The organism is Lysinibacillus sp. GbtcB16, assembly GCF_019091145.1.
In the GTDB taxonomy this organism is placed as follows: domain Bacteria; phylum Bacillota; class Bacilli; order Bacillales_A; family Planococcaceae; genus Lysinibacillus; species Lysinibacillus fusiformis.
In genome coordinates this window covers 1-25,156 of the sequence record NZ_JAGXJV010000012.1, presented here as the reverse complement: position 1 = coordinate 25,156, position 25,156 = coordinate 1, and the positions used below count along the sequence as shown (strand labels likewise).

The window sequence follows — 25,156 nt, the reverse complement described above, 5'->3', positions numbered from 1 at the left end:
TGGAAATGTGAATACTTTAACTATTATTGGTCTAGGTGCAGGGGATTTTAATCAGCTGCAAATGGGCGTTTATAAAAAATTGAAAGCTGCTAAAAAATTATTTGTTCGTACAGTCGATCATCCAGTACTAGAGGAATTAGCGGCAGAAGGTATAACGTTCGAAAGCTTTGACAAAGTTTATGAAAAACACGACGCATTTCAGCCAGTATATGCAGAAATTGCAGAATCACTTATAGCAGCTACAGCTATAGAGGATAGTATGTATGCGGTACCAGGTCATCCATTGGTTGCAGAACAAACAGTGCAATTGCTTATAAAAGCAGCGGCTGAGGGTACTTTCAATCTTGTCATAGAAGGTGGACAAAGTTTCTTGGATCCGATTTTTGGTGCATTGAAAATTGATCCGATTGAAGGTTTTCAATTGCTGGATGGCACTAGCTTTTCCATGCATGACATCAACATGCGTCAGCATATCTTAATTGCCCAAGTGTACGATACATTTAGTGCTTCAGAAGTGAAGCTAACATTGATGGAAAAATATGAGGACGAGTACCCAGTGACCGTAGTTACGGCTGCGGGATCTTCACAGGAAAAAATTGTTACTGTGCCACTCTATGAACTCGATCAAAGTGTGGAGGTTAATAATTTAACAACCGTCTATGTGCCACCTGTAAATTCACAGGAAGAGGCCTTAAGAGATTGGACAACATTCCGTACCATAATTGCAACATTAAGAGGTCCAAATGGCTGTCCATGGGATCAAAAGCAAACTCATGAGTCCTTGAAAAAGTATTTACTCGAAGAAGCTCATGAATATTTAGCTGCTGTAGATGCTGAAGATGATTTTGCAATGATTGAAGAACTTGGAGATGTGCTTTTACAAGTGTTCTTACATGCACAAATAGGAGAAGATCAAGGGTACTTTACGCTTGAAGATGTTTTAGCTTCTGTTAGTGAGAAAATGATTCGTCGCCATCCACATGTCTTTGGAGATGTTGCAGTGGAAGATGCTGATGGTGTTGTAGCCAATTGGGAGGCTATAAAGGCTGAAGAAAAGGGTATGACTGATAAACCACTATTAGAAGGGGAGTATAGGGCGTCCTCGGCGCTACAGACAGCCTTTAATTATCAAAATAGAGCTGCCAAAGTAGGCTTTGACTGGCCGGATGTAGAAGGTGCATGGGATAAGTTTGCGGAGGAGTGGCAGGAATTTCGCCATGAAGTGACGAATGGCTCTAGTATATCCAGACTTGATGAATTAGGAGACGTATTATTTACATTAGTGAACTTAGCACGTTTCTATAAATTATCTCCAGAAGAGGCAATCCTGCATGCGAACGAAAAGTTTGCTAGACGATTTGGCTATGTGGAAGCTCAAGTAAAGGCAAGTGGAAAATCATTTGCTGACTTTACTTTAGATCAATTAGATAGGTTCTGGAATGAAGCGAAGCAACTAGAAAGGGAGAAAGAACTATGAGATTAGATAAATTTTTAAAAGTTTCACGTTTAATCAAACGTCGTACTTTAGCTAAAGAGGTGGCAGATCAGGGGCGTATCACTATCAATGAGAAGGTAGCGAAAGCAAGCAGCTCAGTAAAAGCTGGAGATGAACTGGCCATCCGATTTGGTCAAAAAATAGTAACAGCACGTGTAGAAGAAATACGTGAGACAGTGAAAAAAGAAGATGCAGCCAAAATGTTTACCATTTTGAAAGAAGAGAGACTAGAAAAAATTGAGCCTGAATTTATAGATGATGAAGAATAAATTTCTTTTTTAACCTCCTAATGTTGTTCCTGCTTCCATTTATGGATGAAAGTAATAGACAACTTAAATAAAGTTGTCATGCTTTGATGGTTGTCCGCATAAAGTGAACAGAAGCTAGGACGACTAAAGGAGGAAAAAAATGACGCTACATCAAGAAAGTAATCGTTACACAATTCCATCTGGAGAGCATATTTTAACGATTCGTAATCGTAAAAGAATGGACATGACTTCTGTAAAATCAATTGAACGCTTTGATCAGGAAGAGTTTTTCATTAAGACGTCCCAAGGGCATTTGTTAATCCGTGGAGAGGAACTGCATATCGTTCATTTAGATGTTGACAAAGGATTATTGACACTTGAAGGAACTGTAAAAACATTACAGTACGACGAGGAGGAAAGTGGCTTCTCGAAGGGTTTCCTTCATAAGTTATTTGGATGATTGTTAGTGAACAATTCTTTCAATTAATTGTCATGGTTTTGAGCGGTATTGCAGTTGGTTTCATTATTGATAGTGTAAGGCTTATTGTTTTTTCAACTCCAAAAAGGTCAAGCCTTCGAAAGTGGATGATGATTTTTGAGCTACTAACATGGATTCTACTTGGAGGGCTGACATATTATTTATTATTTTGGCTAAAAGACGGCGCATGGCGGGCATACGACCCGCTTGCGCAAATAGCCGGAATTTTTTTGTATCAATCATTTTTTCAAACTATTTTACGTTTCATAGCTAGAGTTTTGGTGAATATTACATGGAGACCCTTTTGGTTCATTGTGCGCTTCATCGTCTCGGTTATTCGACATATTTTGCAGTTTTTATTAAATATAGTAATGTTTGTTATAAGACCTTTTGTCAAAATTTATTCGTATTTGTCCTACACTTTTTTAAAAAAGTTACGATATTTGAAGTATAATAAAAAGCAACAATAATTTTCGGAGGTGCGGGCATGACTAGACGTCATTCATCAAATGATGAACAACAGAACTTTACAAAGCTTGATAATGACTATGTCCGTAACACGGATAAAGCTATAAATCGCAAGCAACAGGCACGGAAACGTAAATTACGCCGTATTGTCTTTTTTGCGATTGTACCAGTCATTATTATCGCCCTTCTCTTAAATGTGCTATCCAACCAACAGGAAACATTAGCAATCAAAGAGAAATCAAAGGAAGAAGCGAAACAGCATCTCTCTGAATTGAAAGAGGAACAGGATTCTTTAAATCTTAAAATCAAACAATTACAGGATGATGAATATATCGCAAAACTATTAAGAAAAGAGTATTACTTGTCTGAAAAAGGTGAGGTTATTTTTATAATTCCAGATAAGGAAGATAAAAAAGACGACTGAAAAGCTATGTATTGTTGACACTCTTTTTTAGTTATATATAATGAAAAGAGAAGCTTATTGCAGTAAAAAGTTTAATTAAAATGATTACATGGCTCAAAAGAGTCGCTTAATTTTTAAGGAGGAGCATTTTTTTTATGTCAATTGAAGTAGGCAGCAAGGTACAAGGTAAAGTAACAGGAATCACAAATTTTGGAGCATTCGTTGAGCTGCCAGATGGCAAAACAGGCTTAGTTCACATTAGTGAAGTTGCTGACAATTATGTAAAAGATATCAATGAGCATCTAAAAGTTGGAGATGAAGTTGAAGTAAAAGTGATGAATGTTGAAGCGGACGGAAAGATCGGTCTTTCAATCCGTAAAGCAAAGCCTCAAGCTGAGAGACCAGAGCGTCCAGAGCGTCCAGCGCGTCCACGTCGCGATAATCGCTCTAACGATCGTAACGACCGCCACCAGCCAAAAGAAAATTTTGAGCAAAAAATGGCACGCTTCTTAAAAGATAGTGATGAACGTCTAGCAACACTTAAACGTGCTACAGAGTCAAAACGCGGAGGTCGCGGAGCTAGAAGAGGGTAGTTTGCTGACTGTTTTAATCGTAGAAAAAGTGTATGATATAGAGCTGGGATTAGCTTTAATAAAAAGCTAATCCCTTTTTTTGTGGACTGACCTATAAAGTTGAGGAAGGTCCCTTTTTCTTTTTGATAGGTGTGACTACTTTTTCATCAGTAGGAGCAATGGATGCTTTTTCTGCTGGTCGAATAACCATTTTAACAAGTAAAAAGACGCCATATACGCTTACAGCAAGCCCGGAAAGTAGCAACATTATTTGAACAACAAATGGTAAATTAATAAGTATTGAAACAAGAATAATCATTGAGCCACTTCCACAAATTAAAGCAGCTTTAGTTAATGCGCTCAAGGAAAATAAACCTCCTAAAAATACAATCTTATATGTAGTATGCCATATTTTATATGTAGTCACATAGTCGAACCTTATACATATCATATTGCAGAATAAAAAATAGGCGCCTCAGAATATCATTCTGAGACGCCTATTTGAGATGACCCCTACGGGATTCGAACCCGTGTTACCGCCGTGAAAGGGCGGTGTCTTAACCACTTGACCAAGGGGCCTACTATGGTGGCGGCCGAGGGGATCGAACCCCCGACCTTACGGGTATGAACCGTACGCTCTAGCCAGCTGAGCTAGGCCGCCAATTTTTTTATGGAGCGGAAGACGAGGTTCGAACTCGCGACCCCCACCTTGGCAAGGTGGTGTTCTACCACTGAACTACTTCCGCATGTCGTTTAAGCAACAAGTTAAATAATACAAGCCATTGGTCTTAGTGTCAAGAAGATTAATAAAAAAATATCAAAAAATATATTTTACAATAAAATTCTTTAAACAAGATGAGACAGAGTCAGCTATATAAAGATATTTTAGCGGATTTTTTGTTCTTAAGTAGAATTGTCTTGCCGTAATCATTGAAAAGAGTGGGGAATAGTTGATAGAACGCCTATTTATAAAGATTCCCTGTTAATGGTGAGATGATACCTGATATATTGTCTGGAACAGATAGCTTCATATAGGACCACAATGACCGACAATTACAAAAGAAATTATTGCCAATTCACGTATTTATGTATACGTATTCGTCGAAATGTTTATATTTTTTAATGCCAACGTCAGACAATCTTTCCATGCATAATTCTTTATAATAGCCAAAAGTGCGGGAAAGGGGATAAATAAATGACAAGTATCGAATGGTATAATACAGCGAATGTAGACGACCGAAAATTAGGGATAAAAAAGAAGCAAGTCTTCATAGGTACCCTATTTTTTTTAACATCCTTTTTTTTGGCTCAATCCGTTGTATTTGAAGCAGCAGTACCGTTCTCAGTTCCTTTTTGGGCAATTATTCGAACAAAGTATAGGGAGTACGCCAAATTCGTTTTATTTGGAAGTTTGGTCGGCTGTTTTTTCCTGGGCTTTGGACAAGTTGTTATTTTAGCATTACAAATCATCATGTATGAATGTATTATGCGTTTCCGTTACTGGAGACTTCCTCAAAGTATTGCCGTCTCTTTAGCTGTTTTATTGGTGCAAATTATGTGGCAAGGGGCGATGTATCAAGGCTTACCACCAGTGCTTGTACAATTTTATGTAGGCTGTGAAGCGGCACTAGCTCTAATTATGACCCTCTTTATGCAAGTGCTTTTCGTCAATTCATATGAATGGTTTACGAGTCATTGGACTTACGAGAAGCTTGGGTCAGGGTTAGTCGTGTTTGCTGCCATGCTTACGGGGATGCAAGCAGTTGTGTTTAGCTATTTTTCGCTCCCTATATTTTTATTGCAGCTTTTTATTTGTTTTGGTGCATTAGTTGGAAGTGTACCGTTAGCAACAGTAATCGGAGCGGTGTTAGGAACGCTCATTGGTGTTGCTAAGCTTTCCTTTACCGGTATGCTATCTGTTGCCACCTTAACAGGACTTTGTGCAGGTATGGGGGCTAAAGGTGGTAGATTCGGGGTTGCAATCGGAAGTATCTTACCTAGTGTATTTTTTTTATTTTATGATGCAACATTGCCATTAGATAGTGTGTATTTCACTTCCATTGCCATTGGAAGCGTTCTTTTCCTAACGATCCCTAGAAAATATTCAGATAAGGTGAGGGACAAGCTCTTCCCACAACGGGAGGAAATTTTACTCGCAAGACAAAATTGGTTAACTGAACACGTCACATACAAATTAGAACATTTTCAGCATTTCGTGCAATTTATGAAGGAGCTGGTATTTGATCGTTTTATGACCGCGCCAGTTGAAGAAGCGAAGGAAGTATCCCCGATGAATACATGTTTAAGCTGTTTCCGTCATGATCATTGCTGGGGAGCTCAAAATAATGGGATGGACAAGCTGATGACAGATTGGTTTCATATGAAGGGAGTAGGTAAAGAATCAGCTATTCATCGTGTAGAAGAACAAATCCGCTATAAATGCGTGAAATCGACAAAGATTTTTGAAGAGTTGGATACGGAATTATACAGGGAACGTATTAACGGGCAGTACTTTCATGGTAAAAAAATGATTGCACTACAGCTCCGTGATATGAGTAATCATTTAAACCAATTAATTGCTGAGATGAAGGAGGATACGATTTCTTTTGTAAGTGTTGAAAAGGATATCATTGAGCGTTTAAAGGATGCTCATATTGAATGCTTTCAGCTAGATGTCCTTAACAATAAGCCAGGGGCTAGAAAGATAGTTTGTGCTTTGGCGCCAGCCCGTGTTGATTGGGAGAAAGATACAACATTAGCTGAACGGATGATTTTGCCGATTCTTTATGAAATTTTTAATGAGCCATTTGAAATTGAAAAAGTAGTGGCTTGTGAAATGCCGTTTCGTCATATACAAATATGCTTTAGATCAGCTATTAGCTTTGAAGTAGAGTATGATATATATAGCATGTCTAAAGATGCAACTTTGTATTCTGGGGATTCACATGCACTTTTCCAATTGCATCCAGGTCTTTTTGCCATTTTATTATCGGATGGTATGGGGCAAAGTAAAGAAGCACAACATGAAAGTAGAAAATTAATACATTTAATGCGAGAGTGCCTCAATTACAATATGAATCCTGAAACGGCAATGCATACATTGCATTATGTCATGTCATTAAAACAACAGGATGATATGTATGCAACCCTGGATTTTGCACTAGTGGATTTACAGCATGGTGATTTATGGTCATGGAAGGCTGGGGGAATGTCGACCTATATTTTGCGTGGGAAGGAAGTCATAAAGGTTGAGAGTAATGCAGCACCTGTAGGTTTTCTATCGATTTCTGCGGTTGAGGCTGAAAAAAGAAAGCTGAAAGCAGGGGATGTCATTTTAATGCATTCAGATGGACTGTTTTCTAGTGTTGCCGATTGGGATGAGCAAGAGGAGACATTTTTAGCTTATGCACAGCAGGTAGCCAGTACAAATAATACTATTCAAGAAAAGCTAACAACGATTATGCAGTCATTCCAAGATTACTTTGAAATAGAAGATGATTGTACTGTACTCATGTTAGAGGTGACACATGTTGTTCCGACATGGGCTGTATTTAGACCAGCTCAATATTCTGTGAGCTAATCATTTTTTGTATGATCGAAAAGGGGAGGAGAAGCGTTTGTCATTTGAATTAAAGGTTAAGACATTTATTGAAAAAGAGCAATTATTACAGCAAGACGACCATCTTCTCATCGCCGTTTCGGGTGGAGTAGATTCTATGGCTTTACTCCATTATTTTGTTGAAACACAAAAGCACTGGAACATTCGGGTGGAAGCAGTACATGTCGACCATATGCTTAGGGGAGAGGCTTCTGCTGAGGATAGGGCATTTGTAGAAAAATATTGTGATGAAAATGACGTTTATTTACATGCCACAGCGATCTCCATACCAACAATACTGGCACAGGAGAATGGAAATACTCAGCTGATATGTCGTAGAGAAAGGTATCGATATTTTAAAGAGATTTTGTACAAAACGAATGCGAATAAGCTTGTAACTGCACATCATGCGGATGACCAACTGGAGTCAGTATTAATGGCCCTGACAAAAAATGCGACGATGAATAGCATGCAAGGCATACGCCCTCAGCGACTTTTTGAAGGAAAAACATTAATTCGTCCGTTTTTAACGGTTACAAAGACTGAAATAGGGGAATATTTACTTAGAAAAGGTTTAAATTATCGAGAGGATGTCAGTAACTTCAAAGATACTTATGTCCGAAATCGCTTCAGACATCATGTCGTGCCTTTACTGGAGGCTGAAAATCCGAGAGTGACCGAACAGGTGACCCATTTTACATCGCAATTGCAAGAAGACAATACCTTTTTAATGACATTAGCCGAAGGTGTATTTTCCAAAACCATTAAAAGAAGTAATGAAAATACATATAGCATGGAAATTGAGGCTTTTCAATTGGTACCACTTGCTTTACAAAGGAGGCTCATTTTAATACTATTAAACTATCTTTACAAAGATTCAAATACGATACAAAGTTATGCTTTATTGACTTCAATTTTAAAGCTTTGTGATACGACAGCAGGGTATGCTGAAATTCACTTGCCTGAAGATTTCCTTGCAGTTCGCTGTTACGGAAAATTAATGATTCAGAAGAATAGTTCAACAGAGGACTACCCTTCTTCTGAAAAAATAATTATTTCGGCTGCTAATGGGTGGACAACATTGACGAATGGTAAACGCTTATGCGTAGTCAAGTTGCACGATTTATCGTCCGAATTGATGACGGATACTGCACAACTTTTTTATTTTAACGCTAGCAAACTCCACCTTCCGCTCTCTATTCGAGCACGCAAGGATGGAGACAGAATGCTGTTAAAAGGAATGGATCAGCCAAAACGCTTATCTCGCCTTTTTATAGATGAAAAGATTCCTTTAAATGAGCGGAATAGCTGGCCGTTACTGATTTCTCAGTCTGATGAGGTGGTAGCGGTAATTGGTGTGCGTATGGGAATGTTTTTTTCAACCACTCCGCAACCAAACGATGATACAGTGCTCATCGTAGACTAAGGTCTTTGTAAAATATTTCACCGTAATTGGTTGAAGATTTGTTGATACATCACGAGGAGGAATCGATATGTTACAAAATGACATCGAAAAAGTAATGATTACAGAAGAACAATTGCAAGAAAGAATTGCAGATCTAGGTGCACAATTAACTGAGGAATACAAAGATGCATTCCCGTTAGCTGTTGGTGTACTTAAAGGAGCAATGCCATTTATGACAGATCTCATGAAACGCTTCGATTCTTTCATTGAGCTAGATTTTATGGATGTTTCTAGCTATGGCAATGCTACCGTGTCATCTGGAGAAGTAAAGATTTTAAAGGATTTAAATACGAGCGTTGAAGGACGTGACGTATTAATTATCGAGGACATCATCGATAGTGGTTTGACGTTAAGCTATTTAGTAGATTTATTTAAATATCGAAAAGCCAAATCCATTAAAATTGTTACATTACTTGATAAACCATCAGGTCGAAAAGTGAACCTATCGGCTGACTATGTTGGTTTTAAAGTTCCAGACGGCTTTGTAGTTGGATATGGTTTAGATTACGCTGAAAAATATCGTAACCTACCTTATATTGGTATCTTGAAACCTGAAGTTTATTCATTTTAAGATACAAAACGACCAGCTTTAAAAGTTATGGCCTCCAGCGCAGTCAAGTGTTTTTCATTATGGCTAACATAATTCGAAATCTTGACACAATGTTCAGCTATTTCGAGCCCGTGGAACAGGTACAATTACGCTGGGATGTATTAAGATGGCCTAAAAACTGTTTTGATAATAGCAAAAAATGAACGAAACATTTTTTAAGTAGGGCTTTTCGTTGTATGATGAAATCATGATATGTTAAGATTTTACTTATAATTTTTCTGTTTGTAATGAGGAGGCTGGAGATGAATCGAATATTTCGATATACCATATTCTATCTACTGATTTTCCTAGTGATTATCGGTATTTTTGGTACTTTCAACGGTGGCAATTCACCAACGAAAGAGTTAACTTATCATGAGTTCCAACAAGCTCTAGATAAGAAAGAAATAACAAGTGCTACAATTCAACCTGATAAATCAGTTTATGTCGTAGAAGGTACATTAAAAGGTTATGAAAAGGGTCAAAGCTTTACAGTGAACATCCCTCGCGATAACCAATCATTAATGGATCGCATCGATGAGGCTGCTAAGGAAAAAAATAGTAATATTAAATATTTAGCAGCGCCAGAAACGAGTGGATGGATTCAATTCTTTACAGGGATCATTCCTTTCATTATCATCATTTTCTTGTTCTTCTTCCTAATGAGCCAATCTCAAGGTGGCGGTAATAAAGTGATGAGCTTTGGTAAGAGTAAAGCTAAACTTTATGATGACCAAAAGAAAAAGGTTCGTTTTACAGATGTAGCAGGTGCTGATGAAGAGAAAGCGGAGCTTGTAGAAGTTGTAGACTTCTTAAAAGACCATCGTAAATTCACAGAGATTGGTGCACGTATTCCAAAAGGTATCTTACTTGTAGGTCCTCCAGGTACAGGTAAAACATTACTTGCACGTGCTGTGGCAGGCGAAGCAGGCGTTCCTTTCTTCTCAATTTCAGGTTCTGACTTCGTAGAAATGTTTGTCGGTGTCGGTGCATCACGTGTCCGGGATCTATTCGAAAATGCGAAGAAAAACGCACCATGTATTATCTTTATAGATGAGATTGATGCAGTTGGTCGTCAACGTGGCGCTGGTCTAGGCGGGGGTCATGACGAGCGTGAACAAACACTGAACCAGTTGCTAGTAGAAATGGATGGTTTCGGGGCAAACGAGGGTATTATTATCATCGCTGCAACAAACAGACCAGATATTTTAGATAAAGCGTTATTACGTCCAGGTCGTTTTGACCGTCAAATTACAGTAGGACATCCTGATGTAAAAGGACGTGAGGCGATTCTTAAGGTACATGCACGTAACAAGCCTTTAGCAGATACAGTTGATTTAGCAGCAGTTGCACAACGTACGCCAGGCTTCTCAGGTGCTGATTTAGAAAACTTACTAAACGAAGCTGCTCTTGTAGCCGCTCGTAAAAGTAAACGTACCATCAATATGGCAGATATCGATGAAGCTTCTGACCGTGTAATCGCTGGTCCAGCTAAAGCGAGCCGAGTATATTCAGCCAAAGAGAAAAAACTTGTATCCTTCCACGAAGCTGGTCACGTAGTTGTTGGTCTAGAGCTTGATGAAGCGGATACAGTCCACAAAGTAACAATTGTTCCACGCGGTCAAGCGGGTGGATATGCTATTATGTTACCGAAGGAAGAACGTTTCTTTACAACAAGACAAGAGCTTTTAGACCGTATTGCTGGACTGCTTGGTGGTCGCGTAGCTGAAGAAATCGTTCTTGGTGAAGTCTCTACGGGGGCACATAACGACTTCCAAAAGGTTACAAGTATCGCACGAGCTATGGTTACTGAATATGGAATGAGTGAAAATCTTGGTGCAATGCAATTCGGTTCAAGTCAGGGTGGAAATGTATTCCTTGGCCGCGACTTTAATTCGGACCAAAATTACTCTGATTCTATAGCTTATGAAATTGATAAAGAAATGCAAAAAATTATTGATACGCAATATGAGCGTACGAAACGTATCCTAACAGAGAATCGTGAGTTACTTGATTTAATTGCTAATACGTTAATGGAGAAAGAAACATTAAATGCGCAAGAAATCGAGCATTTACGTGATCATGGTGTTTTACCAGCACCAGAGGCTGTCGAAAAAATTGAGGGGAATGACACTCCGAAAGTGGAAACGAAGCCAACGTTAGATACGATTGGTGAGCCAGTTGTTGAAAAAGAGCTATTAAGTAAAGAGCCAAACCCAACAACTTTAGACCTTGCAAAAGAAGGCAAGGAATCAAATGAACCACCTAAGGGTATCGACGAAAAACGTGAATAAATGAGAAAGACTGTTTACTGCAAAATGAGTAAACAGTCTTTTTCTTTGCCTTTTATTATAAAAAAGCATTAGGATATTAGTGGAAGACAGCTACATATGACTTCGCACAAATGGTGGAGACAAGATGTATTTGTAAAGACAAATGGATAGGAGTGTTTTCGCATGGGAACTGTAACGTTAAATAATGGACTTAAAATGCCTTTGGTTGGTTACGGTGTATTTCGTGTTCCAGAAGGAGAAGACCTAGCTGAAGCTGTAAAAACGGCTATTGCGAAAGGTTATCGAAGCATCGATACGGCACAAGTATATCGTAATGAAGAAAGTGTTGGACGAGGGATACGAGCAGCCATAGAAGAAGGTTTGGTTACGCGTGAAGAACTATTTATAACATCTAAAGTTTGGAACGATGGACTTTCCTATGAAGAAACACTTGCCGCTTATGATAGCAGTTTAGAGAAAATAGGATTAGACTATTTGGATCTATATTTAGTACATTGGCCAGGCATTGACACAAATTATGTAGAGGTCTATAAGGCACTGGAAAAGATTTATCAAGATGGACGTGTGCGTTCAATTGGTGTTAGTAACTTCCATGTACATCATTTAGAAATACTTTTGAAAGAAACTACGGTTATTCCTGTTATTAATCAAATCGAATTCCATCCACATTTAACGCAAAAGGAAGTACGTGCTTATTGTACAGACAAGGACATCCAAGTAGAGGCTTGGTCTCCTTTAATGAATGGCGGCTTATTGGAGGAAGCATTGATTCAAGAGTTAGCATCTAAGTATGATAAAACACCTGCTCAAATCGTATTACGCTACGATGTACAGCACAACGTTGTAACTATCCCAAAAACGATGACAGCCACTCGTATGGTGGAGAATCTGGATGTTTTTGACTTTACATTAACAGATGGCGAAATGGCTCAACTGGATGCTTTAAATGACGGTCTACGCTGTGGTCCAGATCCGGAAAAATTTAATTTCAAATAATTTTTTTAGGAGCGTCCTAGCTTAGGATGCTCTTTTTTTAAGAAGGTTGGAATACTATTTCCTAGCATAAAAAGTATGGTATCATTTTCTAAAGTGTTTTAACTTCAAGTTAGATGGATAATGTAAGTTGTAACAGTAGGTTGGCGAAAGTTACAATGATGGTATGGGGGTGTCAACCATGATTTTAGTTTTAGATGCAGGGAATTCTAATATTGTGTTAGGTGTTTATGATGACAACGAACAATTAGCCTTCCATTGGCGTATGGTGACAGACCTTTATAAAACAGAAGATGAATATGCTATGCAAGTTCTTTCGTTTTTTAATCATGCAGGCATTTCATTTGAACAAATTACGGGCATTATAATATCCTCAGTTGTGCCACCAATTATGTATTCATTGGAGGCAATGTGTCAGAAGTATTTTCGAAAAAAACCTCTAGTAGTGGGTCCTGGTGTTAAAACGGGTTTGAATATTAAATACGAAAATCCTCGAGAGGTTGGTTCTGACCGTATTGTTAACGCTATAGCAGCTTTAGATTTATATAAAGCACCTTGTATTATAGTTGATTTTGGTACAGCAACAACTTATTGTTATTTAAATGAAAAAGGCGACTATATGGGTGGTGCGATTGCGCCGGGTATAACCATTTCGACAGAGGCACTTTATACTCAAGCTGCTAGACTGCCGCGTATTGAAATATTAAGACCTACACATATTGTAGGAAAAACAACCGTTTCCGCCATGCAGGCCGGAATTTTTTATGGCTTCGTAGGACAAGTTGAGGGCATTGTTAATCGGATGAAGGCACAAAGTAAAGAGGAGCCATTAGTAATTGCTACAGGTGGATTAGCAAATCTAATTGCAGGAGAAACGCAAATTATTGATGTTGTGGATCCGTTTTTAACGTTAAAGGGTTTATATAAACTGTATAAACGTAACCAATAAGAAATGAGGGACATTTCATTTATGAATGATTATTTAGTTAAAGGTTTAGGATTTAATGGACAGGTACGTGTATTTGCAGCCCGTACAACAGCCACAGTTGGAGAAGCGCAACGTCGTCACGATACATGGCCAGTTGTATCAGCTGCTCTAGGGCGCTCTATGACAGCGGCTGTAATGATGGGTGCTATGTTAAAAGGTGAAGAGAAGATTACAATCAAGATTGAGGGTAATGGTCCGATTGGTCCAATGGTAATCGATAGTAATGCACGTGGAGAAGTACGTGGATTTGTCACGAATCCTCATGTTCATTTCGATTTAAACGAGCAAGGAAAGCTAGATGTGCGAGCAGGCGTTGGGACTGAAGGAGCTTTAACAATCGTTAAGGATCTTGGTTTGCGAGATATGTTTTCAGGCCAAACACCAATTGTTTCAGGTGAAATTGCTGAAGATTTTACTTATTATTTCGCTACATCTGAGCAAGTACCTTCATCAGTTGGTTTAGGTGTATTAGTTAATCCGGACAACACAATTCTTGCTGCAGGAGGATTTATTCTGCAATTAATGCCAGGCTGTGAAGAGGAAACAATCAATGAAATCGAACAGCATCTTGCTACAATAGAGCCAGTTTCGAAAATGATTGAAAAAGGCTTTACACCTGAGCAAATTTTAGAAGCTGTATTAGGAAATGGCCATCTACAAATTTTAGATTCCATGCCAGTCGAATTTAAATGTCAATGTTCAAAAGAGCGGTTTGGTGCAGCAATTTTAGGTCTAGGAATAGCTGAAATTAAAGAAATGATTGAAGAGGATGACAGTGCAGATGCACAATGTCATTTCTGCTTAGAGACCTATCATTTTTCAAAAGAAGAGTTAGAAGGGTTTATTGATGAGCTCAAATCGTAATAGACGACCTTCTGCCACTACAACACCAAACCAAACCCCTTTATTACAGCGCCGTTTAAAAACAAAACCAGCGCTGGCTGTCATTGCGGTATTGTTATTAGGTAATATTTTATGGTTCATTGCATGGGCTATCCCAAATAAAAGTCAGGAAATTGGTAGCGACGAACAAGTCGCTGCCATTGACGGGGATGTTATCACGCGCCAAGAGTGGATGATTGCTATGGAAGAGCGATATGGCAAAGAAACACTACAAAATTTAGTCAATGAATCTGTAATGGAAAAGGCAGCAAAGACATATAAAATTAAAGTTACTGATCAAGAAATTGATCTCGAATTAGCCTTAATGCGTTCTGCTCAAGATAAATTTGATACAGCGATGCAAAATCTCTCAGCGGAGCAATTACGCCAAAAAATTCGTTCACAACTTATTTTAGATAAGGTACTCACAAAAGATGTAGTGATAAGTGAAGAGAGTATTGAAAAGTACTATGAGGAAAATCAAGGACTATACAATACAAAAACAAGCTATCGTACCAATTTTATTGAGGTTGACGCCAAGAAAGCTGCTGACGAGGCGCTGGGTGAACTAAAAAATGGCTCTGATTTTTCAGTGCTAGCCCGCGAGATTTCCTTAGACAGTGCTTCAGCGAGTTTAGGGGGAGATGTTGGTTTCCTGACGGAAAATCAGGAAAACGTGGATCCTGCCATTATTAATGCTGTGAAATCTACAAAGGCAAATGAGGTGAGTAAAGCCTTTAAGTTAGATAATGGTCATTATGGCATTGTTCAGGTACAAGAGGTTTTAGAGGGACAATCCTTTACATATGACGATGTGAAAGAACATATCGAGCGTGAATTAGCTTTAGAGCAGTTGCCACAATCTGTTACACCTGAAGCGTTTTGGTCTGAATTTAATGCTACATGGTATTATGGAGAATCTAAAAAAGAAAAATAATAAATGAAAGAATCTGCAAGTTCTTTGCGGGTAGCATAAGTCTAAAAAACTTGCAGACCGTGGATGTCATCAGAATGGACTTACCCGACAAATGGTGCAGATTCTTTTTGTCTTTATGAGATGTTTGATGGACTAGTAAATGCTCCATCCATCGACAGTAGATAAATATTCTGAAAATACAAGTTTTATTTATTGACAATCGAATGGAAAAATTGATAAAATACAAAATAAGTAAAACCTATAAAAATAGTAGGGATTGGGAGTGGATTATTAAATGAGTAGATTAGCGAACTCGATAGCTGAATTAGTTGGTAAAACACCAATCGTTAAATTAAATCATGCAACAAGTGAAAATGAAGGTACTGTTTATGTAAAATTAGAATATTTTAATCCAGGAAGCTCAGTGAAAGACCGTTTAGCATTAGCCATGATTGAAGCGGCAGAAAAAGATGGAACGTTACAACCAGGTGGTACGATTATCGAGCCGACATCTGGTAATACAGGTATTGGTCTTGCGATGATTGCTGCTGCTAAAGGCTATAAAGCAATCTTAGTGATGCCAGAAACAATGAGCTTAGAGCGACGAAACTTACTTCGTGCATATGGTGCAGAGCTTGTATTGACTCCTGGACCAGCGGGTATGAAAGGTGCTATTGCTAAAGCAGAAGAATTATCTGCAGAACATGGCTATTTCCTACCACAACAATTCACGAACCCAGCGAATGCTGTTATTCACCGCCTAACTACAGGCCCTGAAATTGTAGAAGCATTCGATGGCTTAACACTAGATGCATTTGTAGCTGGAGTTGGTACTGGTGGTACTATTACAGGTGCAGGTGCCGTATTAAAAGAAAAGTATCCCAATGTTGAAATTATCGCTGTAGAGCCAAAAGATTCACCTGTTCTTTCTGGTGGTCAACCTGGCCCTCATAAAATTCAAGGGATTGGAGCAGGGTTTGTGCCGACGGTTTTAGATACAGAAATTTATTCGTCTGTATTCCCTGTTGAAAACGAGGTAGCTTTTGAAGTAGCTCGTAAAGTTGCGCGTGAAGAAGGTATTTTATGTGGTATTTCATCAGGCGCTGCGATCTATGCTGCAATTGAAGCTGCAAAACGTTTAGGTAAGGGTTCAAATGTCCTTGCTATTGTGCCTTCGAATGGTGAACGTTATCTATCAACACCTCTCTATCAATTTGAAGACTAATTTAAGTTAATAGAAAAAAGACTCCTTCCTGATAAGGAGTCTTTTTTAGTGCGCTTAGAATTTTATAGAGCCTTATAAAAATATTCGCATCTATGTAATATTCACGTTAAGATGGAATCACATCAAATGATTTAAAAGGGGAAAGCTAACTTGAAGACAATTTTGACGAAAACAGTAGAGATGGATGCAGATTCATTTTTTTATAGTTATAAAAAGCAAACTGAGACACAAGATTCGCATGTCTTTTTAGAAAGTGGACGAGGTGGTCATTTTACAATAGCTGCTTGGGATCCATTAGCAACCGCACAATCAGTAGAGGACGGACTTTTAGTAAATTGGAGAAATGGCAGAAGCGAAGTTTTACCAGGAGAATCTCTTGCATTATTGGAAGAACTCGTGGCGGAATACCAGGTTCCATTTAATAAGGAACTTCCAGTTTTTCAGGGGGGCGCTATTGGATTTGTAACATATGATTATGCGCGCAATATTGAAGTGCTTCCTAATACAGCTAATGACGATCTACAAATACCAGATATTTATTTTTATTTGTTTGATAGCTGGGCAGTACATGATGTGAAACACAATACGGTCACTTTAATGAAGCTAGAAGATTGTGTTGTTGACTTAGAAGAGTGGGCTACTAATTGGCAAACTTCAGCCCTTGATGGACTAGCTACGCGTAAATTTGAAAAGACCAATGCTATAGAAGTAGTCAATGACGAGAGTGAATTGCTTGTGTCATTCGCAGGGACTGACTTTGAGGCGGCGGTGCAGAAAATTCAAAAATATATCGCACAAGGTGATGTGTTTCAAGTCAATTTATCAGTTCGTCAATCTAAAAACTTAAATGCGACAGCGATGGATGTATATGAGGCATTAAGAGCCTTTAATCCGTCACCGTACATGGCTTATATGGAAGCCCCGGATTTTGCGGTTGTTTCTGGATCACCTGAGCTTTTAGTTAAACGTCAGGGTCAAGAATTATCAACAAGACCCATTGCGGGAACGCGTCCAAGAGGGAAATCTGAAGAGGAAGATTTAGCATTGGCTCAGGAATTAATTGACAATGATAAAGAACGCGCAGAGCATGTGATGTTAGTGGATTTAGAGCGTAATGATTTAGGGCGAGTATCAACTTATGGGACAGTAGAAGTAGATGAGTTCATGGTCATTGAACGCTATTCGCATGTTATGCACATTGTATCCAATGTTCGGGGAGAAATAGCGGAAGGCAAAACAAACGCTGATGTTATCCGTGCAATGTTCCCAGGCGGCACTATTACTGGTGCACCAAAAATACGAACAATGGAGATTATCGAAGAATTAGAGCCTGTAAGACGTGGCTTATACACAGGTTCTATTGGCTGGCTGGGCTACACTGGGGACATGGAGTTTAATATTGTGATTCGTACAGCATTTATAAAAGATGGGGTCGCGCATATTCAGGCAGGAGCAGGTATTGTCATTGATTCTGTTCCAGAAAGAGAATATCAGGAATCTTTAAATAAGGCGAAGGCCATGTGGCAGGCAAAGGCAATGGCGGAGGAGCGAGCAAAATGATTTTAATGATCGATAACTATGATTCATTTATTTATAATATCGTACAATATTTGGGCGAATTTGGTCATGAAGTAATAGTAAAACGAAATGATGTATTAACAATACAGGACATAGAACAACTTGCACCTGATATGATAGTTATTTCACCGGGGCCGTGTAGTCCCAATGAGGCGGGTGAAAGTCTGAATATTATTCGATATTTCGCGGGAAATATTCCAATCTTAGGTGTTTGTCTTGGACATCAGGCTATTGCGCAAGTGTTCGGTGGTCAGGTAATACAGGCTGAGCGCCTTATGCATGGGAAGACATCTCCTGTATTACATGCTGAAGTTGGCTTACATAAAGCTATGCCAAGCCCGTTTCAAGCTACTCGCTATCATTCTCTTATTGTAGAAAAAGAGACGCTACCGACTTGTCTAGAAGTAACCGCTTGGACAGAAGAGGGAGAAATTATGGGGCTTCGTCACAAGGATTATCCAATAGAGGGTGTACAATATCACCCAGAATCTATTATGACTGAACAAGGTAAACAACTCCTTCGTCAATTTATAGATATGTACGTAGAAGGAGTTAAATAGATGCAGTGCTGGATGAATGGAAGCTATATGGCAGCCGAAGATTTGCGGATTTCCCCTTTTGACCATGGTTTTTTATATGGTTTGGGCTTCTTTGAAACGTTCCGAACATATGAGGGGCAGATATTTGAATGGGATGCACATATGAAAAGATTACAGCAGGCTTTATCACAATATCGCATTCATTTAACCTATCCTGAAAGTGTATTATTTGAAGTTGTGCAACAATTAAATCAGCAAGCTGGTGGTCAGGATGGCTATTTCCGTCTTAATGTTTCAGCAGGTGAACATAGTATTGGTTTGCAGCCAACAGAATACATGCAACCCAATATCATTATCTTTCGTAAAGAATTACTGGATACACCTCGTGGAACTGAAAAGACAGCTCAGTGGCTTACTACCCCACGTAATTCACCTGAACAAGGGGTACGCGTCAAATCACATCATTATGGCAACAATGTGCTTGGTCGTTTCGAGCTGCCGTCATTGGCACAGCAAGAAGGTTTCTTTTTAACGGAAGCGGGCTATGTTGCAGAAGGTGTGACCTCAAATGTTTTTTGGGTAAAAAATGATATACTATATACGCCTTCCTTGGAAACAGGCATACTACCTGGTATTGTTCGAGCTTGGGTTATAAAGAAAGCTGATGCTCTTGGTCTTGAAGTAAGAGAAGGCTTTTATACGAAGGAAGATTTACGACAAAGTACGGAATGCTTTATTACCAATTCTGTGCAGGAGCTTGTACCGATAATTCATATAGAGAATCAGCAATTATTGGGTAATAAAGGACCTGTATATACGCGTTTACATGATGCATTTGCTCAAGAAGTGGAGCAACGATAGAGGGAGCGTTTGTATGCTAGATAAATATATGAAGCCATTAACGATTAATGGTATTACATTAGACTTTACAAAAGAAACGTTTGTAATGGGTATTTTAAATGTTACACCAGACTCCTTTTCCGATGGAGGGAAGTTCAACAGTGTTGAAACTGCGGTAGCTCAAGCGAAAAAAATGGTGGCCGATGGTGCTAAAATTATCGATGTAGGCGGAGAGTCTACACGTCCTGGTTATGAGCGTATTTCAGATGAAGATGAAATTACACGTATTGTACCTGTTATACAAGCATTATTGAAAGAAGTAGATGCGATTATTTCGGTTGATACGTATAAAGCAAACGTAGCGCGAGCTGCCATTGAGGCGGGGGCGCATATGATAAATGATATTTGGGGAGCAAAAGCTGAACCGGAAATTGCACAGGTTGCAGCTGATTTAGATGTTCCAATAATTTTAATGCACAATCGTGAAAATATGGATTATGGTGTTGATTTTTGGTCAACGGCGAAAGCGGATTTAGATGAAAGTATCGCTATCGCACATCAAGCGGGGGTTCCTGATCGTCATATTATCCTAGATCCTGGTATCGGCTTTGCTAAAAACACTGAGCAGAATATAGCCATGATGCAACATCTAAAGGATTTAGTGGGAATGGGCTATCCTGTGCTTTTAGCAACATCTCGTAAATCCATGATCGGCAATGTTTTGAAGCTGCCAGTTGATGAACGTCTTGAAGGTACGGGAGCAACGGTAGTTTATGGAATTGAAAAGGGCTGTCATATGATACGCGTTCATGATGTAAAGGAAATGGCACGTGCAGCGCATATGGCTGATGTGCTAGTAGGCAAACGACTGTATAAGGAGGAGGCATAATGGATTATATTCATTTAAAAGATATGCAGTTTTATGGTTACCATGGTGTATTAGCGGCAGAAACAACTCTTGGTCAACGTTTTCGAGCAAATGTTTCACTGGCTGTAGATATGACAAAGGCTGGAGAAACGGATGACCTCGCTTATACGGTAAATTATGCAGAGGTCTATGCTTTATGTCGTGATATTGTAGAAGGAGAACCTTTTAAGCTTATTGAGTCACTTGTTGTGAAAATAGCAAACATGATTTTAACAACATACCCTGAAAAAATAAAGGGCGTTCGTGTAGAGTTGATTAAGCCAGACCCACCAATACATGGCTATTACAAAGAAGTGTCTGTTGAAGTAACGAGAGGTGATTTTTAATGAAGGATGTCTATTTATCAATAGGTACAAATATAGGTGAGAGATATGAAAATCTTCAACAAGCTGTTGCTCTTTTAAGAGAAAAGGAGAACATTGAGGTTGTACGTGTTTCATCTGTTTATGAAACGGCAGCAGTAGGCTATACAGATCAGGCAGACTTTTTGAATATTGCTGTTCATCTCAAAACTGATGCATCATCTACTGAAATGCTGAAGATTTGCCAATCGATTGAACAAGAGTTAGGGCGTGTGCGAGAATTTCGTTGGGGTCCACGAATCATCGACCTTGACATATTACTTTACAATCAAGAAAATATTGAAACAGAGAATCTACTTGTTCCTCATCCAAGAATGTATGAGCGAGCTTTCGTCTTAGTGCCACTCGTAGAGATTACCCCAGCACCTTTCGGAGATCAGCTACAACAAGCACATCATTTATTGCAACAGATGGACCGTGAGAGTGAAGGTATAAACTTGTGGCAGCCGACTAACGAACCGCTTATAGTGAGTTAGGTAGGCGCTTTATATAATTTTAAATTAAGGATAAATAGGTACATGCCTATATAGGAGGAAGACAACGTTGAGTCAAACAACAGAGAAGCCCTTTCAAATTGGCGATATTGTCATGGACAACCGTGTTGTATTAGCTCCAATGGCAGGGATTTGTAATTCTGCTTTCCGATTAACCGTTAAGGAGTTCGGAGCAGGGCTTGTATATGCTGAAATGATTAGTGATAAGGGTATTGTTCAAAAAAACGAAAAAACATTAGGTATGCTTTATATCGATGAACGTGAAAATCCTCTGTCACTACAAATTTTTGGTGGAGATAAAGAAACATTAGTAGAGGCAGCTAAGTATGTAGATCAAAATACAAACGCTGATATTATAGATATTAATATGGGGTGCCCTGTTAATAAAATCATTAAATGTGAAGCGGGAGCTCGTTTGCTTTTAGATCCTAATAAAGTGTATGAAATGGTAGCAGCTGTGGTGGATGCAGTGAAAAAGCCTATTAGCGTAAAAATGCGAATTGGTTGGGATGATGAGCATATCTTCGCTATTGAAAATGCCCAGGCTGTTGAACGTGCCGGTGCATCAGCGGTAGCGGTTCATGGTCGTACACGTGTACAAATGTACGAAGGGAAGGCGAATTGGGATATCATTCGTCAGGTAAAGGAAAACGTGAAAATCCCTGTTCTTGGTAATGGTGATGTAGAAACGCCACAGGACGCTAAACGTATGCTAGAAACTACAGGTGTAGATGCAGTGATGATTGGTCGTGCCGCTTTGGGTAACCCATGGATGATTTATCGTACAGTTCAATATCTAGAAACTGGTGAATTAAAGGAAGAACCGAGTGTACGTGAAAAAATGGACGTCTGTCTACTTCATTTTGAACGTCTGCTCCAATTAAAAGGAGAAGGTATAGCAGTTCGTGAAATGCGTAAGCATGCTTCTTGGTATTTGAAGGGAATTAGAGGTAATGGTAAAGCACGTAACGCTATTAACCAAACTGAAACGGCAGCAGAGCTTCGCGCGTTATTAAATGGCCTTGTTCAAGAGTATGAAGAATCCGAGTCCAATCTCATGATCCCTGAAGCAAAAGAATTAATTATTTAAGATAAAGATACCGTGAGCGTCTCAAGTTTTGCCAGAGACGCTTTTTTTGCGCGCTTTAATTTTTAGAATTATTAATTATCTTATCTTGTATTGAAAATAAACTGAAACAGATGATTACAGCATTAAAATTGTGTACAATAGAAATATTATGGACGTAAACGCTATTTATTTAAGGAGTGAAACAAGTGTCAAACATAGAAGAATTAAATGACCAGCTTTTGGTGAGACGCCAAAAAATGACAACTATATTAGAGAACGGACAAGATCCATTTGGTAGCCGTTTCGAACGTACGCATTTGTCAACAGAAGTAAAGGAACAATTTGCAGATCAAACAAAAGAGCAACTAGAAGAAAATCTGCAAGAGGTTATTATTGCGGGTCGTATAATGACGAAGCGTGGTAAAGGAAAAGCTGGCTTTGCACATATTCAAGATTTGGGTGGCCAAATTCAAATCTACGTTCGTCAAGACCATGTAGGTGAAGAAGCGTATGAATTATTTAAACAAGCTGATTTGGGAGATATCGTAGGTATCCGAGGAAATGTATTCCGTACACAGGTTGGCGAGCTTTCAGTAAAGGCAGAGGAATTCACATTCCTTACAAAGGCGCTACGTCCTATGCCAGAGAAGTTCCATGGTTTACAGGATGTTGAACAACGTTATCGTCAACGCTACTTAGATCTTATGACGAATGAAGAAAGCAAATTAACATTTATAGCACGTTCTAAAATTATCCGTGCTATCCGCAACTATCTTGATAACTCTGGATATTTAGAAGTAGAAACACCAATGCTTCATACAATTGCTGGTGGTGCGGCTGCTCGTCCATTTATTACTCATCATAATGCACTTGATATGGAATTATATATGCGAATCGCAATCGAACTGCATTTAAAACGCTTAATTGTGGGCGGTTTAGAAAAGGTTTATGAGATTGGGCGTGTATTCCGAAATGAAGGGATCTCTACACGACATAACCCTGAGTTTACAATGATTGAGCTCTATGAAGCATACGCTGACTATCAAGATATCATGTCTCTTACTGAAAACCTTATAGCTCACGTTGCTCAAGAAGTTCTTGGAACGACTACAGTTCAATATGGAGAAGATGAAATTAACCTAGCAGTGGGCTGGAAACGAGTTCACATGGTTGATGCCGTAAAAGAAGCAACTGGTGTAGACTTCTGGCAGCCGATGACAAAGGAGCAAGCTCAGGCTCTTGCTAAAGAACATGGAGTAGAAGTGAAAGATGTTCATGAAGTAGGCCATATTATCAATGAATTCTTTGAGCAAAAAATAGAAGAAACACTTGTACAACCTACATTTGTATATGGTCACCCAGTGGAAATCTCCCCTCTTGCAAAGAAAAATCCAGAGGACGAGCGTTTCACAGATCGCTTTGAGCTATTTATTGTTCGTCGTGAGCATGCAAATGCCTTCACAGAATTAAATGACCCAATCGATCAACGTCAGCGCTTTGAAGCACAGTTAGCAGAGAAAGCGGCTGGTAATGATGAGGCGCATGAAATGGACAATGATTTCATTGAAGCTTTAGAATATGGTATGCCTCCAACTGGTGGACTAGGTATCGGTATTGACCGATTAATCATGCTATTAACAAACTCACCTTCCATTCGTGATGTATTATTATTCCCGACAATGCGTCATATTACCAAATAGTCGTAGCATCTTTTCTAACAGTAAGATAAGAATAGAATGAAGAGGAGAATTTGCGGATAAGGCAATTCTCCTCTTTTTTGTATTAAAAAAATTAAGTTGTTTAAACGTGGATTATATTTAGGTTATACTTTTATAGTTCTATGTTTTATAAACGACAGTAGATAAAAAAGAAGTATTTTTATTGGGGGCATATAATGAATTACAAAATTATTAACAAACAAGTATTTGAACAGGCTCAATTACGTTCTGTATCAGATGTTCCATTTACAGAAGAAGAACTTGAGCATGGAATGAAATTAGTAGTTGCCAAAAAAGACGAGAATCTTACTTTATATTTAGTAGAGATCGACGGACATAAGAAGTTTGATGTTCGCTGGGATGATTCTTCTGAAATTTTTAGTGGCTGGTATTCCGCATGGGATAATTTCCTGTGGTGCTTAAATATAGTTGATCCACAAGATGATGGCTTAAAGTAGTAGCGCGAAGCTTGAATAGCAAACGATGAGGTTTTTAGTTGAGTAAGCAGGAGAAAATGAAGCAGATGCTTTTAACTCCTGCTTCTATGTTTTAATTTTTAATTAGTTGAGTTTTGAAAGAAAGCAATGTATAGTAAAACAAATCATTTAAGTTAGAACAGAGAATGATATAAAATCTACATTCTCATAAGTGTATGAAATAGCTTACTAAAGCGCGTTTTTTCAATAATATCGTTTTCTATGAAAAAAACACTTGCGAAGTAATTGCGAACATGATAAATTATTACTTGTCGTTAAAACGACGTAAGAACAACAACATTATAAAGAATCAATAAACGAAAAAAGTTGTTGACACTGAAATGTGGTTGTAATATGATTTAAAAGTTGTCTCTCGTAAATGAAAAACTTTTTAAAAAAGTTGTTGACGACGATAACTGAGTATGTTATAATTTAAGAGTTGCTATCAAAAACTTAGCGACAAAATGAACCTTGAAAACTGAACAAGCAAAACGTAATCAATAAAGTTTTTAGTAGCTAGCCTAGCTAGTGAACGAAA

General features: G+C 38.6%; 25 protein-coding genes and 3 tRNA genes. 24 read left to right on the top strand and 4 right to left on the bottom strand.

Going from position 1 to position 25,156, the window contains the following annotated elements; translation table 11 throughout:
- The first annotated feature begins 7 nt into the window (after positions 1-7).
- The 6 genes from yabN (at position 8) to KVT27_RS21415 (ending at position 3,685) form a co-directional block, all read left to right on the top strand.
- Positions 8-1,477, top strand: a complete 1,470-nt coding sequence (gene yabN, locus KVT27_RS21440) for a bifunctional methyltransferase/pyrophosphohydrolase YabN (RefSeq protein ID WP_036127494.1) — start codon at positions 8-10, stop codon at positions 1,475-1,477.
- On the top strand, positions 1,474-1,764 hold the full coding sequence (locus KVT27_RS21435) for an RNA-binding S4 domain-containing protein (protein ID WP_008180273.1): 291 nt from the start codon (positions 1,474-1,476) through the stop codon (positions 1,762-1,764). The genes yabN and KVT27_RS21435 overlap by 4 nt, the downstream gene beginning before the upstream one ends.
- Positions 1,765-1,903: 139 nt before the next feature.
- On the top strand, positions 1,904-2,203 hold the full coding sequence (yabP, locus tag KVT27_RS21430) for a sporulation protein YabP (protein ID WP_004229167.1): 300 nt from the start codon (positions 1,904-1,906) through the stop codon (positions 2,201-2,203).
- Positions 2,200-2,691, top strand: coding sequence for a spore cortex biosynthesis protein YabQ (gene yabQ, locus KVT27_RS21425; protein ID WP_036149780.1), 492 nt, complete (start codon positions 2,200-2,202; stop codon positions 2,689-2,691). Before yabP ends, yabQ begins: the two co-directional genes overlap by 4 nt.
- 17 nt (positions 2,692-2,708) lie before the next feature.
- On the top strand, positions 2,709-3,113 hold the full coding sequence (locus KVT27_RS21420) for an FtsB family cell division protein (protein WP_008180279.1): 405 nt from the start codon (positions 2,709-2,711) through the stop codon (positions 3,111-3,113).
- Between the two features lie 134 nt (positions 3,114-3,247).
- A complete protein-coding gene (locus KVT27_RS21415; RefSeq protein WP_008180281.1) occupies positions 3,248-3,685 on the top strand; it encodes a S1 domain-containing RNA-binding protein in 438 nt (145 codons plus the stop codon).
- 91 nt (positions 3,686-3,776) lie between these two features.
- On the opposite strand, the gene KVT27_RS21410 is transcribed toward KVT27_RS21415, so the two are convergent.
- From KVT27_RS21410 to KVT27_RS21395, 4 genes are all read right to left on the bottom strand, one after another.
- Positions 3,777-4,028 carry a hypothetical protein gene (locus tag KVT27_RS21410; RefSeq protein ID WP_036122059.1) on the bottom strand — a complete coding sequence of 84 codons (252 nt, stop codon included), beginning with the start codon at positions 4,026-4,028 and terminating at the stop codon, positions 3,777-3,779.
- A gap of 143 nt (positions 4,029-4,171) precedes the next feature.
- A tRNA-Glu gene (locus KVT27_RS21405) sits at positions 4,172-4,243 on the bottom strand.
- Between the two features lie 5 nt (positions 4,244-4,248).
- A tRNA-Met gene (locus KVT27_RS21400) sits at positions 4,249-4,325 on the bottom strand.
- Between the two features lie 10 nt (positions 4,326-4,335).
- Positions 4,336-4,410: transfer RNA gene (locus KVT27_RS21395), tRNA-Gly, on the bottom strand.
- Positions 4,411-4,859: 449 nt separating this feature from the next.
- On the opposite strand from KVT27_RS21395, the gene KVT27_RS21390 reads away from it, so the two are divergent.
- The 18 genes from KVT27_RS21390 to KVT27_RS21305 all read left to right on the top strand — a co-directional run bounded on the left by KVT27_RS21390 (position 4,860) and on the right by KVT27_RS21305 (position 24,600).
- Entirely contained in the window at positions 4,860-7,244 is a 2,385-nt protein-coding gene (locus KVT27_RS21390) for a SpoIIE family protein phosphatase (RefSeq protein WP_036122061.1), read from the top strand.
- A 37-nt stretch (positions 7,245-7,281) separates the two neighbouring features.
- Positions 7,282-8,688: a tRNA lysidine(34) synthetase TilS gene (gene tilS / locus KVT27_RS21385; protein ID WP_217581908.1), complete on the top strand. Its 1,407-nt coding sequence runs from the start codon at positions 7,282-7,284 to the stop codon at positions 8,686-8,688.
- Positions 8,689-8,755: 67 nt separating this feature from the next.
- Positions 8,756-9,298, top strand: a complete 543-nt coding sequence (gene hpt / locus KVT27_RS21380) for a hypoxanthine phosphoribosyltransferase (protein WP_008180288.1) — start codon at positions 8,756-8,758, stop codon at positions 9,296-9,298.
- 281 nt (positions 9,299-9,579) lie between these two features.
- Complete coding sequence (gene ftsH, locus KVT27_RS21375) at positions 9,580-11,610, top strand: ATP-dependent zinc metalloprotease FtsH (RefSeq protein ID WP_208704903.1); 2,031 nt, start codon at positions 9,580-9,582, stop codon at positions 11,608-11,610.
- Between the two features lie 162 nt (positions 11,611-11,772).
- Positions 11,773-12,606, top strand: coding sequence for an aldo/keto reductase (locus KVT27_RS21370; protein ID WP_217581907.1), 834 nt, complete (start codon positions 11,773-11,775; stop codon positions 12,604-12,606).
- A gap of 178 nt (positions 12,607-12,784) precedes the next feature.
- Positions 12,785-13,552 (top strand): type III pantothenate kinase, encoded by a 768-nt coding sequence (locus tag KVT27_RS21365; protein ID WP_036122067.1) that lies wholly within the window; start codon positions 12,785-12,787, stop codon positions 13,550-13,552.
- A gap of 21 nt (positions 13,553-13,573) precedes the next feature.
- Positions 13,574-14,455, top strand: coding sequence for an Hsp33 family molecular chaperone HslO (gene hslO / locus KVT27_RS21360; RefSeq protein WP_217581906.1), 882 nt, complete (start codon positions 13,574-13,576; stop codon positions 14,453-14,455).
- Positions 14,439-15,410 (top strand): peptidyl-prolyl cis-trans isomerase, encoded by a 972-nt coding sequence (locus KVT27_RS21355; RefSeq protein WP_036122069.1) that lies wholly within the window; start codon positions 14,439-14,441, stop codon positions 15,408-15,410. The genes hslO and KVT27_RS21355 overlap by 17 nt, the downstream gene beginning before the upstream one ends.
- A gap of 274 nt (positions 15,411-15,684) precedes the next feature.
- Entirely contained in the window at positions 15,685-16,614 is a 930-nt protein-coding gene (gene cysK / locus KVT27_RS21350) for a cysteine synthase A (RefSeq protein ID WP_008180299.1), read from the top strand.
- A 150-nt stretch (positions 16,615-16,764) separates the two neighbouring features.
- The gene (locus tag KVT27_RS21345) at positions 16,765-18,174 is read left to right on the top strand and encodes an anthranilate synthase component I family protein (RefSeq protein WP_483307973.1); all 1,410 of its coding nucleotides are present in this window, start codon (positions 16,765-16,767) and stop codon (positions 18,172-18,174) included.
- The gene (gene pabA / locus KVT27_RS21340; RefSeq protein ID WP_036149771.1) at positions 18,171-18,752 is read left to right on the top strand and encodes an aminodeoxychorismate/anthranilate synthase component II; all 582 of its coding nucleotides are present in this window, start codon (positions 18,171-18,173) and stop codon (positions 18,750-18,752) included. The genes KVT27_RS21345 and pabA overlap by 4 nt, the downstream gene beginning before the upstream one ends.
- Positions 18,753-19,592, top strand: coding sequence for an aminodeoxychorismate lyase (pabC, locus tag KVT27_RS21335; RefSeq protein ID WP_036149769.1), 840 nt, complete (start codon positions 18,753-18,755; stop codon positions 19,590-19,592). It abuts the gene before it with no gap.
- A 13-nt stretch (positions 19,593-19,605) separates the two neighbouring features.
- On the top strand, positions 19,606-20,460 hold the full coding sequence (gene folP / locus KVT27_RS21330; protein ID WP_036149767.1) for a dihydropteroate synthase: 855 nt from the start codon (positions 19,606-19,608) through the stop codon (positions 20,458-20,460).
- A complete protein-coding gene (gene folB / locus KVT27_RS21325) occupies positions 20,460-20,825 on the top strand; it encodes a dihydroneopterin aldolase (protein WP_036122082.1) in 366 nt (121 codons plus the stop codon). Before folP ends, folB begins: the two co-directional genes overlap by 1 nt.
- Complete coding sequence (gene folK / locus KVT27_RS21320; protein ID WP_036122085.1) at positions 20,825-21,337, top strand: 2-amino-4-hydroxy-6-hydroxymethyldihydropteridine diphosphokinase; 513 nt, start codon at positions 20,825-20,827, stop codon at positions 21,335-21,337. Before folB ends, folK begins: the two co-directional genes overlap by 1 nt.
- Positions 21,338-21,404: 67 nt before the next feature.
- Positions 21,405-22,445, top strand: a complete 1,041-nt coding sequence (dusB, locus tag KVT27_RS21315) for a tRNA dihydrouridine synthase DusB (protein WP_217581905.1) — start codon at positions 21,405-21,407, stop codon at positions 22,443-22,445.
- Between the two features lie 176 nt (positions 22,446-22,621).
- Positions 22,622-24,124: a lysine--tRNA ligase gene (gene lysS, locus KVT27_RS21310; RefSeq protein WP_191967810.1), complete on the top strand. Its 1,503-nt coding sequence runs from the start codon at positions 22,622-22,624 to the stop codon at positions 24,122-24,124.
- Positions 24,125-24,318: 194 nt separating this feature from the next.
- A complete protein-coding gene (locus tag KVT27_RS21305) occupies positions 24,319-24,600 on the top strand; it encodes a hypothetical protein (RefSeq protein ID WP_008180315.1) in 282 nt (93 codons plus the stop codon).
- The last annotated feature ends 556 nt before the right edge of the window (positions 24,601-25,156 follow it).